Origin of the sequence: Sphingomonas sp. BT-65, from assembly GCF_026107375.2 — a bacterium.
Lineage (GTDB): Bacteria > Pseudomonadota > Alphaproteobacteria > Sphingomonadales > Sphingomonadaceae > Sphingomonas.
In genome coordinates this window covers 1,027,404-1,042,955 of sequence record NZ_JAPCIA010000001.1, presented here as the reverse complement: position 1 = coordinate 1,042,955, position 15,552 = coordinate 1,027,404, and the positions used below count along the sequence as shown (strand labels likewise).

The 15,552-nt window shown below is 69.1% G+C and carries 14 protein-coding genes and 1 tRNA gene; 9 read left to right on the top strand and 6 right to left on the bottom strand.

All coding sequences use genetic code 11. From position 1 onward, the window contains the following. Positions 1–11: 11 nt before the first annotated feature. Positions 12–272: a hypothetical protein gene (locus tag OK349_RS05020; RefSeq protein WP_265116727.1), complete on the top strand. Its 261-nt coding sequence runs from the start codon at positions 12–14 to the stop codon at positions 270–272. Between the two features lie 6 nt (positions 273–278). On the opposite strand, the gene OK349_RS05015 is transcribed toward OK349_RS05020, so the two are convergent. Further along, a tRNA-Cys gene (locus tag OK349_RS05015) sits at positions 279–352 on the bottom strand. Positions 353–517: 165 nt separating this feature from the next. Between OK349_RS05015 and OK349_RS05010 the strand changes: the two genes are divergently transcribed. From OK349_RS05010 to OK349_RS04975, 8 genes are all read left to right on the top strand, one after another. Then, complete coding sequence (locus tag OK349_RS05010; protein WP_265116726.1) at positions 518–1,180, top strand: protein-L-isoaspartate O-methyltransferase family protein; 663 nt, start codon at positions 518–520, stop codon at positions 1,178–1,180. Positions 1,181–1,194: 14 nt separating this feature from the next. Continuing rightward, positions 1,195–2,703 (top strand): TolC family outer membrane protein, encoded by a 1,509-nt coding sequence (locus tag OK349_RS05005; RefSeq protein ID WP_265116725.1) that lies wholly within the window; start codon positions 1,195–1,197, stop codon positions 2,701–2,703. Positions 2,704–2,770: 67 nt separating this feature from the next. Beyond that, the gene (locus OK349_RS05000; RefSeq protein WP_265116724.1) at positions 2,771–3,247 is read left to right on the top strand and encodes a DUF2497 domain-containing protein; all 477 of its coding nucleotides are present in this window, start codon (positions 2,771–2,773) and stop codon (positions 3,245–3,247) included. A gap of 47 nt (positions 3,248–3,294) precedes the next feature. Further along, complete coding sequence (locus tag OK349_RS04995; RefSeq protein WP_265116723.1) at positions 3,295–6,087, top strand: valine--tRNA ligase; 2,793 nt, start codon at positions 3,295–3,297, stop codon at positions 6,085–6,087. Between the two features lie 135 nt (positions 6,088–6,222). Further along, a complete protein-coding gene (locus OK349_RS04990) occupies positions 6,223–7,671 on the top strand; it encodes an MATE family efflux transporter (RefSeq protein WP_265116722.1) in 1,449 nt (482 codons plus the stop codon). A gap of 17 nt (positions 7,672–7,688) precedes the next feature. Then, complete coding sequence (hemB, locus tag OK349_RS04985; protein WP_265116721.1) at positions 7,689–8,678, top strand: porphobilinogen synthase; 990 nt, start codon at positions 7,689–7,691, stop codon at positions 8,676–8,678. Positions 8,679–8,690: 12 nt separating this feature from the next. Further along, positions 8,691–9,218: a GNAT family N-acetyltransferase gene (locus OK349_RS04980; RefSeq protein ID WP_265116720.1), complete on the top strand. Its 528-nt coding sequence runs from the start codon at positions 8,691–8,693 to the stop codon at positions 9,216–9,218. 24 nt (positions 9,219–9,242) lie between these two features. After that, the gene (locus OK349_RS04975) at positions 9,243–11,510 is read left to right on the top strand and encodes a fused MFS/spermidine synthase (protein ID WP_265116719.1); all 2,268 of its coding nucleotides are present in this window, start codon (positions 9,243–9,245) and stop codon (positions 11,508–11,510) included. 5 nt (positions 11,511–11,515) lie between these two features. On the opposite strand, the gene cobU is transcribed toward OK349_RS04975, so the two are convergent. From cobU to OK349_RS04950, 5 genes are read right to left on the bottom strand one after another with little or no spacing between them, the layout of a single operon-like run. After that, on the bottom strand, positions 11,516–12,022 hold the full coding sequence (gene cobU, locus OK349_RS04970; RefSeq protein WP_265116718.1) for a bifunctional adenosylcobinamide kinase/adenosylcobinamide-phosphate guanylyltransferase: 507 nt from the start codon (positions 12,020–12,022) through the stop codon (positions 11,516–11,518). Then, on the bottom strand, positions 12,019–12,738 hold the full coding sequence (cobS, locus tag OK349_RS04965) for an adenosylcobinamide-GDP ribazoletransferase (RefSeq protein WP_265116717.1): 720 nt from the start codon (positions 12,736–12,738) through the stop codon (positions 12,019–12,021). The genes cobU and cobS overlap by 4 nt, the downstream gene beginning before the upstream one ends. 7 nt (positions 12,739–12,745) lie before the next feature. Beyond that, on the bottom strand, positions 12,746–13,762 hold the full coding sequence (gene cobT / locus OK349_RS04960) for a nicotinate-nucleotide--dimethylbenzimidazole phosphoribosyltransferase (protein ID WP_265116716.1): 1,017 nt from the start codon (positions 13,760–13,762) through the stop codon (positions 12,746–12,748). Then, positions 13,759–14,544 (bottom strand): ABC transporter ATP-binding protein, encoded by a 786-nt coding sequence (locus OK349_RS04955; protein ID WP_265116715.1) that lies wholly within the window; start codon positions 14,542–14,544, stop codon positions 13,759–13,761. The genes cobT and OK349_RS04955 overlap by 4 nt, the downstream gene beginning before the upstream one ends. Then, a complete protein-coding gene (locus OK349_RS04950) occupies positions 14,538–15,530 on the bottom strand; it encodes a FecCD family ABC transporter permease (protein ID WP_265116714.1) in 993 nt (330 codons plus the stop codon). Before OK349_RS04950 ends, OK349_RS04955 begins: the two co-directional genes overlap by 7 nt. Positions 15,531–15,552: the final 22 nt, after the last annotated feature.

Below are 15,552 nucleotides of genomic sequence, written 5' to 3'. Positions count from 1 at the left end.
AAGGGCGGCGCATGGATTTCGACGACCAGTTGCGCCGCTATTTCGGGTCCGCCGACCTCGCCTCGATCCCGCCCAGCGCGATCGAGGCGGGGGTCGAGCGGATGCGGGTCGATCTGGGGCTGGAGCAGGATCGCGCCCGCCGCTTCGCGCTCTGGGCGGTGATGCACATGCTCGGCGCCGCGCCCGATCTCGACATTGCGTTCGAGGACCCGGCCGACCGCGAGGCCGCCCGGAACTTCATGGACCTGACCGCACCGCCGCGCGAGGAGTGAGGAAGTTGGAGGCCCGAGCCGGAATCGAACCGGCGTGCAAGGATTTGCAGTCCTCTGCGTAACCACTCCGCCATCGGGCCTCGGGAGCGAGCGGGCGCTGTGCGCGGGGCCGTGGCCCATGTCAACCATCGCCGCGAAAATTGCTGCCGCGCTTGCTTGGCGATAGCGCCACCACAAGATACAAGCGCGCCAATCGACGTAGTGTATTGCATGACTATAACAGTTGTGCGAACAGGGCTGGAGTAATGATGACCGCAACCGCCGATCTTCCCGGTTCCCAGGCCGCGCGCGCCGCGATGGTGGCGAGCCAGCTGCGCACCAGTGGCGTCAATGACGCGCGCGTGGTCGCGGCAATGGCGCAGGTCGAACGCGAGAAGTTCCTGCCCGAATCGCAGCGCCCCTTCGCCTATCGCGATCGCTCGCTCCCCCTCGGCGATGGCCGGGTGCAGAGCCCGCCGCTCGCCACCGGGCTGCTGCTGACCGAAGCGGCGATCCGGCCGGAGGACAAGGTGCTGATCGTCGGCGCCGCGGGCGGCTATGCCGCGGCGGTCGCGGCGAAGCTCGCCGCGCAGGTCGTGGCGGTGGAAACGGACGCGGCGCTGGCCGGACTCGCGCGCGCGGCGCTGGCGGGTCAGGCGGAGCTGGTCGAGGGGCCGCTGGACGCCGGATACGCCGCGGGCGCGCCCTATGACGTGCTCGTCATCGACGGCGCGGTCGAGCAAGTTCCGGTGGCGCTGGTCGAGCAGGTCAGGCCGGGCGGTCGGATCGTCGCGGGACTGGTCGATCGCGGGGTCACGCGGCTCGCCTCAGGCGTTCGCAGCGCGGGCGGCTTCGGCCTCACTTCCTTCGCCGATATCGAGTGCGCGGTGCTGCCGGGGTTCGAAAAGCCGCGCGGGTTCACCTTCTGAAGAAAGATCAAGGCATGCGATTGAGCCATTTCCTCGCCGGGGTGAGTGCTGTCGGGCTGGCGATTCCCGCCGCGGCGCAGACCACGCCGCCGCCTGCCGCCCAGGCACCGGCCGCGGCGCCGACCGAGACGCTGCGCGAAGCGATGGTCAAGGCCTACAACACCAATCCCGACCTTAGCGGCGAGCGCGCCAATCTGCGCGCAGACGACGAGGAAGTGCCGATCGCGCGCTCGCGCGGGCTTCCCGGCGTCAACTCGACCGCGGCCTATAACGAGAATCTCTACGATTCCGACGATAGCGGCGTGAGCGCGCCGCGCACGGGCACCGTCGGCGTCAACCTCAACGTTCCGGTCTATTCGGGCGGCGCGGTGCGCAATTCGGTGCGCGCGGCGAAGACCCGGGTCGAGGCGGGACGCGCGGGCCTGCGCAGCGTCGAGGCGCAGCTCTTCACCGACGTCGTCTCCGCCTATATGGACGTGACCCGCGACGAGGCGATCGTCCGATTGAACCAGCAGAATGTCCGCGTGCTCGAGGTCAACCTCCAGGCGACGCAGGACCGGTTCGAGGTCGGCGACCTCACCCGCACCGACGTCGCCCAGTCGGAGGCGCGGCTCGCGCTCGCGCAGAGCCAGTTGCGCGGCGCCGAGGCGTCGCTGATCGGCAGCCGCGAGAATTACATCCGCGTGATCGGTACCCCGCCTGGCACGCTCGCGCCGCCGCCGCCGCTGCCCAACTTGCCCGCCGGGCCGGACCAGGCGGTGAGTGTGGCGCTCGAGGAGAATCCGGCGCTGGACGCCGCGGAGAAGGCCCGCGACGCCAGCGCCTATGACGTCCGCGTCGCGCGCGCCGGCCGCCTCCCCCAGGTCAGCGTCGGCGTCGGCGGCGACTATTACAACCGCTTCGGCTCGGTCGGCCGTGCCGGTCAGCTCGCCGGCCTCGCCAATGACGGCTTCGCCACCACCGCGGGCGTCAACCTTTCGCTGCCGCTGTTCCAGGGCGGCCGTCCGGCGGCGCAGGTCCGCCAGGCGCAGGCGCGCCAGTCCGCCGCGATCGAGCAGGTCACCTCGACCGAGCGCGGCGTGATCGCGCAGACGCGCTCGGCCTATGCCGTGTGGCAGTCGGCGCTGCGCGTGATCGAGAGCAGCAAGCTCGCGGTCAGCGCGAACCGCCTCAGCCTGGAGGGCGTGCGCGCCGAGAACAGCGTTGGCACCCGCACCATCCTCGACATCCTCAACGCCGAGCAGGAGCTGCTCAACAGCCAGGTCCAGCTCGTCACCGCCGAGCGCGACGCCTATGTCGCCGGCTTCGCGGTGCTCGCGTCGATGGGCCGGGCGGAGGCGCAGGATCTTGGCCTCGATGGCGGGCCGCTCTACGATCCGGTCGCCAATTACGACCGCGTCCGCAACAGCCTGTCCGACTGGCGCGACGGCCCTGCGCCCGAGCCGCAGGCGACGCGCACCACCGACACCCCGGCGCAAACCCCCGTGGTTTCGGGGCCGATCGACCCGGTCGAACCGCGCTGAAAGGTTGACAGACACCCGTAAAATCAGACAGGTGGCGGGTCTGCTATCCCTAACGCGGGGTTGACGAATGGGGGACATCAGTAACGAACCGTCGATGGAGGACATTCTGTCCTCGATCAAACGGATCATCGCCGAGGAAGGCGAGGCGGCGGCAAGCCGTCCGCGCCGCGCCGCGCGTGCGCCTGCACCGCCCCCCGTTGCCGATGACGAGGACGAGATCCTCGAGCTCAGCGATCCGGTCGTGGACGAGCCTGAAGCAGCGCCCGCCGCCGCCGAGACCGCGCAGCCGGCGAGCGCCGCCGAGCCCGCACCGGTTGCCGAGCCGATCCTGTCGGCCACCGCCGCCGAGGCGACTCGCGGACCGCTCGAGGCGCTGTCGCGCCTGATCGTGAAGCCCGATGTTCCGGGCAGCGACACGCTCGAAGGCGTGGTGCGCGAGATGCTCCGCCCGATGCTGCGCGAATGGCTCGACGCCAACCTGCCGCGCATGGTCGAGGAGATGGTGCAGCGCGAGATCGCCCGGATCACCGCGGCGCGCGACTGACGCGTCCGACGACTTGCCTTGCGTGTTCCGCCCGTTAAGGGCGGGGCATGAGCGAACTACCCAAGACTTTCGACCCCGCTGAAATCGAGGCGCGCTGGTACGCGCATTGGGAATCGAACGGCCTGTTCCGGCCCGATCGCCCCGGCGCCGAGCCCTGGACGATCGTCAACCCGCCGCCGAACGTCACCGGCTCGCTCCATATCGGCCACGCGCTCGACAACACGCTGCAGGACATCCTCGTCCGTCACGCGCGCCTCAAGGGCAAGGATGCGCGCTGGGTGGTCGGCATGGACCACGCCGGCATCGCCACGCAGATGGTGGTCGAGCGCCAGCTCGCCGAGCGGCAGGACAAGCGCACCAACTATTCGCGCGAGGAATTCGTCGACCTCGTGTGGAAGTGGAAGGCGGAGAGCGGCGGCGCGATCACCGGCCAGCTCCGCCGCCTCGGCTGTTCGATGGACTGGTCCGACGAGCGCTTCACCATGGACGAGGGCTTCTCGAAGGCCGTGCTTAAGGTGTTCGTCGAACTGCACAAGCAGGGCCTGCTCTATCGCGACAAGCGCCTGGTGAACTGGGACCCCGCGCTCAAGACCGCGATTTCCGACCTCGAGGTCGAATCGCGCCCGGTGCAGGGCCATATGTGGCACTTCAAATACCCGCTCGCCGGCGGCGAGACCTACACCTATGTCGAGCGCGACGCCGACGGCAACGTCGTGCTGGAGGAAGAGCGCGATTACATCTCGATCGCGACCACCCGACCCGAAACGATGCTGGGCGACGGCGCGGTCGCGGTGCACCCGGACGACGAACGCTATCGCCCGATCGTCGGCAAATTGTGCGAGATCCCGGTCGGCCCCAAGGCGCTGCGCCGCCAGATCCCGATCATCACCGACGATTATCCCGATCCCCATTTCGGGTCGGGCGCGGTCAAGATCACCGGCGCGCACGACGAGAACGACTATGGCGTCGCGCAGCGCAACGGCATCCCGATGTACCGGCTTATGGACGATACTGCGGCGATGCGCTCGGACGGTGCGCCCTATGCCGAGGCGGCGGCGCGCGCGCAGGAAATCGCCCGCGGCGCGACCGCGACCGCGGCCGAGATCGACACGCTCAATCTGGTGCCTGAGGCCTATCGCGGGCTCGATCGCTACGAGGCGCGCAAGCGCGTTGTCGCCGACATCGATGCCGATGGCCTCATGATCAAGGTCGAGGACAAGCTGATCATGCAGCCCTTCGGCGACCGCGGCGGCGTGGTGATCGAGCCGATGCTGACCGACCAATGGTATGTCGACGCGGCGACGCTGGCCAAACCCGCGATCGAGGCGGTCCGCTCGGGCGCGACCAAGGTCGTGCCGAAGTCATGGGAAAAGACCTATTTCAACTGGATGGAGAACATCCAGCCGTGGTGCGTCAGCCGCCAGCTCTGGTGGGGGCACCGCATCCCGGCCTGGTATGCCGAGGACGGCCGCATCTTCGTCGCCGAGACCGAGGAAGAGGCGCGGGCACAGGCGGGGCAGGGCGTTACCCTCAAGCGCGACGAGGACGTTCTCGACACCTGGTTCTCCTCCGCCCTCTGGCCCTTTGCAACGATGGGCTGGCCCGACGAGACCGATCCCACGCTCGGCGGCCGCTACCCCAATGACGTGCTGATCTCCGGCTTCGACATCCTGTTCTTCTGGGACGCGCGGATGATGATGCAGGGTTTGCACTTCATGAAAGAAGTGCCGTTCAAGACGCTGTATCTGCACGGACTTGTCCGCGCCGCGGACGGGCAGAAGATGTCCAAGTCCAAGGGCAATGTCGTCGATCCGCTCGGCCTGATCGACCAATATGGCGCCGACGCGCTGCGCTTCTTCATGGCGGCAATGGAGAGCCAGGGCCGCGACGTGAAGATGGATGAGAAGCGCGTCGAGGGCTATCGCAACTTCGCGACCAAGCTGTGGAACGCGGCGCGCTTCGCCCAGTCCAACGGCATAAGCGCCAGCGAGCACATCGAGCCGCCCGCCGCGACGCTCGCGGTCAACAAGTGGATCGTCGCGGAGACGGTGGCGACGGTGCAGGCGATGGACCTCGCCTTCGCCGATTATCGCTTCGATGAGGCGGCGAACGCGATCTACCAGTTCGTGTGGAGCCGCTTCTGCGACTGGTATCTCGAGCTGATCAAGCCGGTGCTCCAGACCGAAGGCGCCGAGGGTGCGGAAGAGACGCGCCTCGTCGCGGGCTGGGTGCTCGACCAGATCCTTGTCCTGCTCCACGCCTTCATGCCCTTCATCACCGAAGAGCTGTGGTCGAAGCTGGGCGACCGTCCCGAATACCCGCTGATCACCGCCAAATGGCCGATGGCCGACGCCCGCGCGCTCGATCCTGAAGCAGCGCAGGAAATTGACTGGTTGATCCGCCTGATCTCCGAGATCCGCAGTGCTCGGACGGAGCTCAACGTGCCGCCAGGTGCGCAGGTTGTCTTGCTTCACCGCGAGGCATCGGGGGAGACCCAGAACCGCATCAACCGACAGTATCAGTCGCTCATTCGCCTTGCTCGTATTGCTGAGGTTCGGGAAGTCGGTGGCTGGCAGGGCGCCGCCGCACAGATCGTCGTCGATGAAGCCACATATGTGATCCCGCTTGAAGGGTTGATCGACGTGAGCGCCGAACGCGCCCGCCTCACCAAGGCGATCGCCGCGGCGGAGAAGGAGCGCGACAGCCTCAACGCCCGCCTTTCCAACCCCGCCTTCACCGAAAAGGCGAAACCCGAGGCAGTGGAAAAGGCCCGCGCCGATCATGCCGAGAAATCGGCCGAGGCGGCGCGGCTCCAGGCCGCGCTCGGCCGGTTGGGGTGAACCGGCACCACCTCCGTCACCCCGGCCTCGTGCCGGGGTCCACCGCGCGGCCGGACGAGGGGCAGGAGGCTCCAGTCCAGCGCTCGCCGCACGGTGGATGCCGGAACAAGTCCGGCATGAAGGGGTAGGGAAAAGATGCCGCCACCCCCCAACCGTCACGACCTGACTCAGGGTCCGATCGGCCGCACGCTGCTGCTGTTCGCGCTGCCGACGCTCGGCTCGAACATTCTCCAGTCGCTCAACGGCTCGATCAACTCGATCTGGGTCGGCCGCTTCCTCGGCGAGCAGGCGCTGGCGGCGACCAGCAACGCCAACATCATCATGTTCCTGATGTTCTCGGCGGTGTTCGGCTTCGGCATGGCCGCGACCATCCTGATCGGCCAGTCGATCGGCCGGAACGACATCGAGGCGGCCCGGCGCGCGTTCGGCTCGGCGATCGGGCTGGTGACCGGCGCAGCGGTGGTGATCGCGATCCTCGGCTGGCTGTTCACGCCCCAGATCCTCCATCTGCTCGCCACCCCCGGCGATGCCGAAATCCTCGCCCGCGACTACCTCCGCGTGATCTTCCTCGGCCTGCCCTTCTCGATGCTCGGCGTGCTCATCCAGATGAGCCTGCGCGGCACCGGTGATTCGGTCACGCCGCTCTGGTTTATGGTGCTCAGCGTGGTGATCGATGCGGGCCTCAACCCGCTGCTGATCGCGGGCATCGGCCCGTTCCCGCAAATGGGCATCGCCGGCTCCGCGACCGCCACGCTGATCGCCGGCATCGTCTCCTCGGCCGGGCTGCTCGTCTATGTCTATTGGCGCGACCTGCCGATCCGCCTGCGCGGCCCCGAGCTGCGCTACCTGCTGCCCGAGCGCGCGCTGGTCGGCACCATCGTCGCCAAGGGGCTGCCGATGGGCGCGCAGATGCTGGTGATGTCCACCGCCGGCCTGTCGATGATCGGGCTGGTCAACCGCCTCGGCGTCGATACCGCCGCTGCCTATGCCGTCTCGCAGCAGCTCTGGACCTATATCCAGATGCCCGCGATGGCGATCGGCGTCGCGGTATCGAGCATGGCCGCGCAGAATATCGGCGCCGGCCGCTGGGACCGGGTCGGCGCGATCACCCGCGCGGGCCTCATCTACAACACCGCGATCACGCTGTCGGTGATCGTCCTCATCATCCTGTTCGACCGCGAGGTGATGGCGTTGTTCGTCGGCAGCGACAGCCCGGCGATCCCGATCGCGCGCCACATCCAGCTGATCGCGAGCTGGACCTTCGTGATGTTCGGCGCGACGATGGTGATGTTCTCCACCGTCCGCGCCAATGGCGCGACGGTCGCGCCGCTCGTCATCCTCGCGATCACCATGTTCCCGGTCCGCCTCGGCTTCGCGTTCGGGGCACAGCCCTGGCTCGGCAGCGATGCGCTGTGGTTCGCCTTCCCGATCGGTTCGGTCTGCTCGCTCACGCTCGCCGCGCTCTATTATCGCTACGGCAAGTGGCGCGCCGCGGTGCTCGAAGTGCCGCCCGAGCCCGAGGACGCCGCCGAGCATGCCCATGCCGCGACCGAGCCAGCCGGGCGCTTGCAACCCACGGGTTGAGGGGGCACAGCGCTGCCATGAGCCACTATCCCGCCCTTCGCCTCCGCCGTACCCGTGCCGCCGCGTGGAGCCGCCGGATGCATGCCGAGACCGTGCTGACCCCGGCCGACCTGATCTGGCCGCTGTTCGTCACCGAGGGCGAGAGCATCGAGGAGCCGATCGCCTCGCTGCCCGGTGTGTCGCGCTGGTCGGTCGATCAGGTCGCGGTGCGCGCCAAGGAAGCGGCCGCGCTCGGCATCCCCTGCCTCGCGCTCTTCCCCAACACCCCGCTCGAGCTTCGCACCGAGGATGGTGGCGAAGCGCTCAACCCGGACAATCTGATGTGCCGCGCGATCCGCGTGATCAAGGATGCGGTGCCCGACATCGGCGTGCTTACCGATGTGGCGCTCGACCCCTATACTGCGCATGGCCATGACGGGCTGGTCGATGGCGCCGGCTATGTCCTCAACGACGCCACCGCCGAAATACTGGTCGGCCAGTCGCTCAACCAGGCGCGCGCCGGCGCCGACATCATCGCGCCGAGCGACATGATGGACGGCCGCGTCGGCCTGATCCGCGAGGCGCTGGAGGGCGAGGGCCATGTCAACGTCCAGATCATGGCCTATGCCGCGAAGTACGCCTCGGCCTTTTACGGTCCCTTCCGCGACGCGGTCGGCTCGCGTGGCCTGCTCAAGGGCGACAAGAAAACCTACCAGATGGACCCCGCCAATGCCGAGGAAGCGCTGCGCGAGGTCGAGCTCGACCTCGGCGAGGGCGCCGACAGCGTGATGGTCAAGCCCGGGCTGCCCTATCTCGACATCGTCCGCCGCGTGAAGGAGCGGTTCGAGGTGCCGGTGTTCGCCTATCAGGTGAGCGGCGAATATGCGATGATCGAGGCCGCCGCCGCGGCGGGGGCAGGGGAGCGCGACGCGCTGGTACTGGAGACGCTGATGGCGTTCAAGCGTGCGGGGTGCAGCGGCGTGCTGACCTATCACGCCGCCCATGCGGCGCGGCTGCTCGGCGCCTGATCGAGATCGCTCTTGATCGAGACGGAACGCCTGATCCTGCGCAAGCCGCGGCCGCTGGACCGCCCGGCGCTGCACGCGATGTGGGCCGATCCGCTGGTGATGGCGGACCTGGGCCCGGTGAAGGACGAGGCGGCGAGCGATGCCGCGATCGCCCGCCACGACGGCTATCGCCACGAGGGGCTCGGCTTCCTCACCGTCGAGCGCAAGGCCGACTGGGCCGTGGTCGGCTTTTGCGGGCTCAAGCGCGGCGATCCGCCCAATCCGATCGCCGGCGAGGTCGAGGCGGGATGGATGATCGCGCAGCCCTATTGGCGCCAGGGCTATGCGCTCGAAGCGATGACCGCGGTGTTCGGCTGGGCCTGGGCGAGCTTCGACATGCCGCGCATCGTCGCGATCACCTCGGCGCGCAACCTGCGCAGCCAGGCGATGATGGCGCGGCTCGGCATGACGCGGCTCGCTGAGGGCGATTTCGAGCATCACGCCTTCGCCATCGATGATCCCTTGCGTCACATGGTTACCTACAGCATCACTCGACCGTGAGTGCCGCGTAACGAAGGGGAGGCGATGAGCGCCGAAGCAATCGCCGATCCGGCGCAGCCCGCGGAAGAGGGTGCAACCACCGCCTTCCAGCGCGCCAGCGGCCCGCTGTTCGTCATCGCGATCCTGCTCGGCAGCTTCCTGCTGTTCCTCGTCCAGCCGATGATCGCGCGGATGGCGCTGCCGCGGCTCGGCGGCGCGCCGGCGGTGTGGAACAGCGCGATGCTGGTCTATCAGGCGCTGCTGCTCGGCGGCTATGCCTATGCCCATTGGCTGGGCCGCGTGCCGGTGCGGCAGCAGGCGATGATCCACCTTGCCGTGCTCGCGCTCGCCGCTTTGTGGCTGCCGATCGGGCTGATGGCGATGCAGCTGCCGGTCGATGCCGAACCCGCGCTCTGGGTGCCGTGGCTGCTCGGCGCCTCGATCGGACCGCTGTTCTTCGCGATCTCGGCGCAGGCGCCCTTGCTCCAGCGCTGGTTCGCGGTCGCCTCGGGCGGGCGTGATCCCTATGCGCTCTACGCTGCGTCGAATGTGGGCAGCTTCGGCGGGCTGATTGCCTATCCGCTGCTGGTCGAGCCCGGGCTCGCGCTCAAGGGACAGAGCTGGCTGTGGACCGGCGGCTATGCGCTGGTGTTCGTCGCGGTGGCCGCGTGCGCGTTGTCGCTGCCGCGCAAGGCGGCGGACGAGCCGCATGTCCATGCGACCAGCCCCTCGCCGACGAAGACGCGCGTCGCGCACTGGATCGTGCTTGCGCTCGCCCCGTCGGGCCTGATGCTCGCGACGTCGAGCTTCCTCACCACCGATATCGTTGCCGTACCGATGCTGTGGGTGCTGCCCCTTGGCCTCTACCTGCTGAGCTTCACCATCGCCTTCGCCGCACGGCGCTGGTTCGCGGAGATCCTCACCCGCTTCGCGCCGGTGACGATCCTGATGTTCGGCGGGCTGATGATCGCCGGGCAGAACGAGAATCCCGAGCTCAACGCGCTGATGGCGCTGGGCCTCCTGTTCATGGTCGCGGTCGCGCTTCACACCCATCTCTACGACCTGCGGCCCGAGCCCGACCGGCTCACCGGCTTCTACCTCGCCATGTCGGTCGGCGGCGCGCTGGGCGGCGTGTTCGCGGGGCTGATCGCACCGCTCGTGTTCGACTGGACCTATGAATATCCGATCCTGATCCTCGCCGCCGGTCTGCTCGTACCGCAGGCGTTCCTGCTGCCGGTGGTGGGCCGGCTGTGGCGGACCGGCCGCGGCGGGATGATGCTGCGGGTGGCGATGGTCACCATCGTCATCTGCGCGCTGGTCGGATTCGGCCTGTTCGGCGCGAACCCGATCGAGGAGAAGCAGACGCGCGGCGTCGTCTATCTGGTCATCGCCGCGATCGGCCTGCTGACGGTCGGCGTCCGCATCCCGTTCATGATCGTGCTGACCGGCGCGCTGTTCCTGTTCGGCGGCTACCGCTCGCTGGCGATGAGCTTCGAAGGCGATGTGCGCACACGCAGCTATTTCGGCGTCTATACGATCACCGAACTGCCCAACCAGAAGCGGCTGGCGCACGGCACCACGCTTCACGGCGTTCAGCTGACCGGCGATCCGGTGCGGCTGCGTATGCCGACGACCTATTATGTGCCGGGCTCGGGTGTGGGGCAGGCGATGCAGGCGCTGGGCAGCCTCTATGGGCCGGGCGCGCGCGTCGGCGTCGTCGGGCTGGGGACCGGCACGCTCGCCTGCTACGCGCAGCCAGGCCAGTCGTGGCGCTTCTACGAGATCGATCCGGCAGTGGTCGGGCTTGCGCGCAACACGTTCAGTTTCCTCGAAACCTGCAAGCCCGACGCGTCGATCCTGCTCGGCGACGCCCGGCTTCGTATTGCCGAGGCGGCGTCCGCGAGCCTCGATCTGCTGGTGCTCGACGCCTTCTCGTCGGACGCGGTGCCGGTGCATCTGATGACGCAGGAGGCGTTCGCCACCTATGATCGCGTGCTGGCGAAGAACGGCCTGCTCCTCGTCCACATCTCCAATCGCTTCCTGTCGCTCGAACCTGTGGTCGAGACCGCGGCCAGGGCAGGCGGGTGGAGCGCGGCCGAGCTCACTTATTACCCGTCGATCATGGAAGAGATGGACGAGGCCTCGACCTCGGACTGGATCGCACTGTCGCGCTCGCCCGAGACAATCGCGCGGCTGAAGGCGATGGGCGGGGAGTGGCGCAAGTTGCGGACGACGCCCGGCTTCACGCCATGGACCGACGATTATGCCACGATCCTGCCCGTGCTGCGCAGCCTCAACAAGGATCTTCCCTGACGGGGCTATTTGAGCTTGAGCGGCAGGCCCGCGGCGACGAACATCACCTCGTCCACACAGGCGGCAATACGCTGATTGACTCGCCCCGCCTCGTCCCGGAAGCGCCGGGCGAGTGCATTGTCGGGGACGATGCCGAGGCCGACTTCGTTGCTGACCAGGACCAGCGGCCCCTCGGCGGCGGTGAGCGCTTCGACGAGTTCCTCAGTCGCTGCGGGGATATCATGCCCCGCGAGGAGCAGGTTCGACGCCCATAGCGTCAGGCAGTCGATCAGCAGCACGCGCCCCGGGCGGCTTTCATTCCGGATCGCCGCGGCGAGATCGAGCGGCGCCTCGACCGTCGACCAGCGCGCCCCGCGATCGGCGCGGTGGCGCGCGATCCGCTCCGCCATCTCGTCGTCGAACGGCTGCGCAGTGGCGACGAACACCGGCTCGCCGTCAATTGCTTCGGCACGCGCCTGGGCATATCGGCTCTTCCCCGATCGCGCCCCGCCAAGGACCAGGAGCGCGCTCATCTGGCCAGGTCTCCAGCCACGACCAGCGCGAGCAGCAGCCCGGTTTCGAGCAGTTCGATCCCCGCGCCATGGCAATCCCCCGACACGCCGCCCAGCGACCGGCGAAGCCACAGGCACCAGCCGCCGATCAGCAGCGGCGCACCGATCAGCGCCGGTGCGAAATAGCAGGCGGCAAGCCAGGCCAGTGCCCAGAGGATCAGATGCACAGGCCGCACGGCATGTGCGAACCGCGCCGCCAGCCCCTCGTGCAGCGGCGGCAGCCAGCGCGTCCATACCAGCGGCCCGATTCGCGCGACGGCGGGGATCAGGAGCAGCGCGAGCCATTGGGCAGGCGACAACAGGTGGAGCAGCACCAGCTTGGCGGCGAGTTGAAGCGTGATCGCGATCACCCCGAAGCTGCCGATATGCGGGTCGGCCATCACCGCGAGCAAGCGCGCGCGGTCGCCATGCGCGGCGCCCTTGGCATCGGCCAGGTCGGCAAGCCCGTCGAGGTGCAACGCGCCCGTCACCGCCACCCAGGCCGTCAGCGCGGCCAGGGCCGCGACCCACGGATCGGCCTGCGCGCCGAGCCAGAAGGATCCCGCGACGACCGCACCGACCGCGAGCCCCGCGACCGGGAACCACGCCATGCTCGCCGCGAAATCCTCCGCGCTGCCCGCCACGCGCGGCATCGGCAGCCGGGTCAGGAACTGAAGCGCGAGAATCAGCCGCTTCATCGCCTGCTCACAGCCGCCCTGCGACGCTTGCTTCGGCGAAGGTCGCCATGCCGTTATGCGCCGCCAGCGCCGCGCGGACGATCGGCACCGCCACCGCCGCGCCGCTCCCTTCGCCCAGCCGCATGCCGAGGCGGAGCAGCGGATCGAGCCCGAACCGCTCGAGCAGCCGCTGGTGCCCGGGTTCGGCCGAGCAATGCCCGGCCAGGCAATGATCGATGATCCCCGGCTGCTGCGCGAACAGCGGCGCCAGCGCGGCGCAGGCGATGTACCCGTCGAGCATCACCGGCAGGCGCAGCTGCCGTGCGGCAAGCACCGCGCCCGCGATCGCCGCGATCTCCCGCCCGCCGAGCCGGCGCAGCGTCTCGAACGCGTCGTGCGGTGCGGTCGCATGCATGGCGAGCGCCTGCGCGACCACCGCCACCTTGCGCGCCTGTCCCTCCGCGTCGAGCCCGGTTCCAGGCCCTACCCAGTCGCGCGGATCGCCCCCGAAGCTGCGTGCGCACAACGCCGCCGCGGCGGTGCTGTTACCGATCCCCATCTCGCCGACCACGAGCAGGTCCAGCTCCGCATCGACCGCCGCCGCGCCCTGCGACAGGGCATCGAGGCACTCGGCCTCCGTCATCGCCGGCTCGCGGGTGAAATCCGCGGTCGGCCGGTCGAGGTCGAGCGCGACGATGCGCAGCTCGAGGCCGGCGTACCGCGCGAGCTGGTTGATCGCCGCCCCGCCATTCTCGAAATTGGCGACCATCTGGACGGTCACCTCGGCGGGGAAGGCGCTGACGCCATGCCGCACGACGCCATGATTGCCCGCGAAGATCACCGCGCGGCCCTTGTCCAGCACCGGGCGCGGAGTGCCCTGCCAGCCCGCCAGGAACAGCGCGATCGTCTCCAGCCGCCCCAGCGATCCGGCGGGTTTGGTGAGTTCCGCCTGGCGCGCCGCCGCCGCCGCTATGGCAACCGGATCCGCCTCCGGCAGGTCACGAAGCGCGGCCGAGAACGCATCGATCGTGTCGAATTCAATCATTCACCGTCTCCGCGCAGCACCCGTCCGGTCGGCACCACCAGCGGCGCGCCATCCCCGTCGATCCACGCCCGGATGCCATAGACGGCGCGCAGATTGGCCTCGCTCAGCACCTCGAGCGGCGCGCCGTCGGCGGCAAGCCGGCCGCGGTCCATCAGCAGCAGCCGGTCGCAATAGCGCGCGGCCATGGTCAGGTCGTGCAGGATGGTGACGACCAGCGCGCCCGCCGCGGCCTCCTGCCGCAGCAGCTCCATCACATCGATCTGATGCCCCGGGTCGAGCGAGGCGAGCGGCTCGTCGACGATCAGCCCGCGCGCCTCCACCGCCAGCGCGCGCGCCAGCAGCACCCGCGCCCGCTCGCCGCCCGACAGCTCGGTGGCGACGCGGCCGCGCAGGTGCAGCACGTCGGCGCGCGCCATCGCCCGCTCGATGATCGCAGCATCCGCATCCGAAATGCGCGACATCGGCGCGAGATGCGGCAGCCGCCCGAGCCCCACCAAGCGTTCCACCGACAGCGGCCAGTGCAGCGCCTGTCCCTGCGGCAGATAAGCGAGCTGCCGCGCGACCTGTGCCCGCGAAAGGCTGCCGATCTCCGCTCCGTCGAGCTCGACCCTGCCCTGATAGGGGAGCAGCCCGAGCAGCGCCCGGATCAACGTCGACTTGCCCGCGCCGTTGGGGCCGATGATGCCGATCAGCCGCCCAGGCTCGAGCGCAAGATCGACCCCGTCGACGACGGTCCGCCGGCCGAGCGCAACGGTCAGCGCCGCAGCGGTCATGCTCACCATAGCCGCCGCTCCCGCATCAGGTGGACGAGGAACACGGGAATGCCGAGGAATGCGGTCACCACGCCGAGCTTGAGCTCGTTGGTGGCGGGGATCAGCCGTACACCGAGGTCGGACAAGGTGAGCAGCAACGCCCCGCCGATCGCCGAGGGCAGCAGCAGCGCCGACGGCGAGCGGTCGGTGAAGGGGCGGACCAGATGCGGCACGATCAGCCCGACAAAGCCGATCGATCCTGAGACCGCCACCGCGCCGCCGACGCCGATCGCGACCCCGATCAGCAGCCGCCAGCGCACCGCGTTCAAGTTGACGCCCAGCGCCCGCGCGCCGTCCTCGCCCAGTGTCAGCGCATCCAAGGCGCGCCCGTCCCACAGCAGCAGCGCACCGCCCGCGAGGATACAGGGCAGCGCGATCCACACATGCTGCGACGAGCGATTCTCCAGGCTTCCGAGCAGCCAGTTCATGATCTCCATCGCCGCGAACGGGTTGGGTGACAGGTTGAGCGCCAGGCTGATCCCCGCACCGGCCAGCGTGGCGATCGCGATGCCCGCGAGGATCAGCGTCAGCGCGCTTTCGGACTCGCCGGAGAGCCCGAACAGCGCGGCGAGCGCGACGAGGCCGGTGGCGATGGCGAGCAGCGGGAGCAGGGCAGGGTGCAGCTCGGCGAGGCCGAAATAGAGCGCGATTACTGCGCCCAGCGCCGCCGCGTTCGATGCGCCGAGCACCGACGGCTCGGCCAGCGGATTGCGCAGGAAACCCTGCAGCGCCGCGCCCGCCAGCCCGAGCATCCCCCCGACGAGCAACCCGAGCAGCATCCGCGGCATGCGCAGGTCGAGCACGATCGTTCTCGCGATCATGTCCCCCCGGCCGAACAGGGCCGCGATCACGCGATCGGGCGCCAGCGAGACCGTGCCGAAGCCGAGCGACGCCAGCGCCGCGAGCGCGGTCAGCGCCAGCAGCGTGAGGGACAGGGCGGTGGAACTGCGCGTCACGGTTTCATGATCCGCTTGCCCG

Coding starts and splice junctions, on each gene's coding strand:
- OK349_RS05020 (WP_265116727.1), top strand. CDS start 12: ATGGATTTCGACGACCAGTTGCGCCGCTATTTCGGGTCCGCCGACCTC.
- cobU (WP_265116718.1), bottom strand. CDS start 12,022: ATGAGCGCGCTCCTGGTCCTTGGCGGGGCGCGATCGGGGAAGAGCCGA.
- cobS (WP_265116717.1), bottom strand. CDS start 12,738: ATGAAGCGGCTGATTCTCGCGCTTCAGTTCCTGACCCGGCTGCCGATG.
- OK349_RS04990 (WP_265116722.1), top strand. CDS start 6,223: ATGCCGCCACCCCCCAACCGTCACGACCTGACTCAGGGTCCGATCGGC.
- OK349_RS04995 (WP_265116723.1), top strand. CDS start 3,295: ATGAGCGAACTACCCAAGACTTTCGACCCCGCTGAAATCGAGGCGCGC.
- cobT (WP_265116716.1), bottom strand. CDS start 13,762: ATGATTGAATTCGACACGATCGATGCGTTCTCGGCCGCGCTTCGTGAC.
- OK349_RS04955 (WP_265116715.1), bottom strand. CDS start 14,544: ATGGTGAGCATGACCGCTGCGGCGCTGACCGTTGCGCTCGGCCGGCGG.
- OK349_RS04975 (WP_265116719.1), top strand. CDS start 9,243: ATGAGCGCCGAAGCAATCGCCGATCCGGCGCAGCCCGCGGAAGAGGGT.
- hemB (WP_265116721.1), top strand. CDS start 7,689: ATGAGCCACTATCCCGCCCTTCGCCTCCGCCGTACCCGTGCCGCCGCG.
- OK349_RS05000 (WP_265116724.1), top strand. CDS start 2,771: ATGGGGGACATCAGTAACGAACCGTCGATGGAGGACATTCTGTCCTCG.
- OK349_RS05005 (WP_265116725.1), top strand. CDS start 1,195: ATGCGATTGAGCCATTTCCTCGCCGGGGTGAGTGCTGTCGGGCTGGCG.
- OK349_RS05010 (WP_265116726.1), top strand. CDS start 518: ATGATGACCGCAACCGCCGATCTTCCCGGTTCCCAGGCCGCGCGCGCC.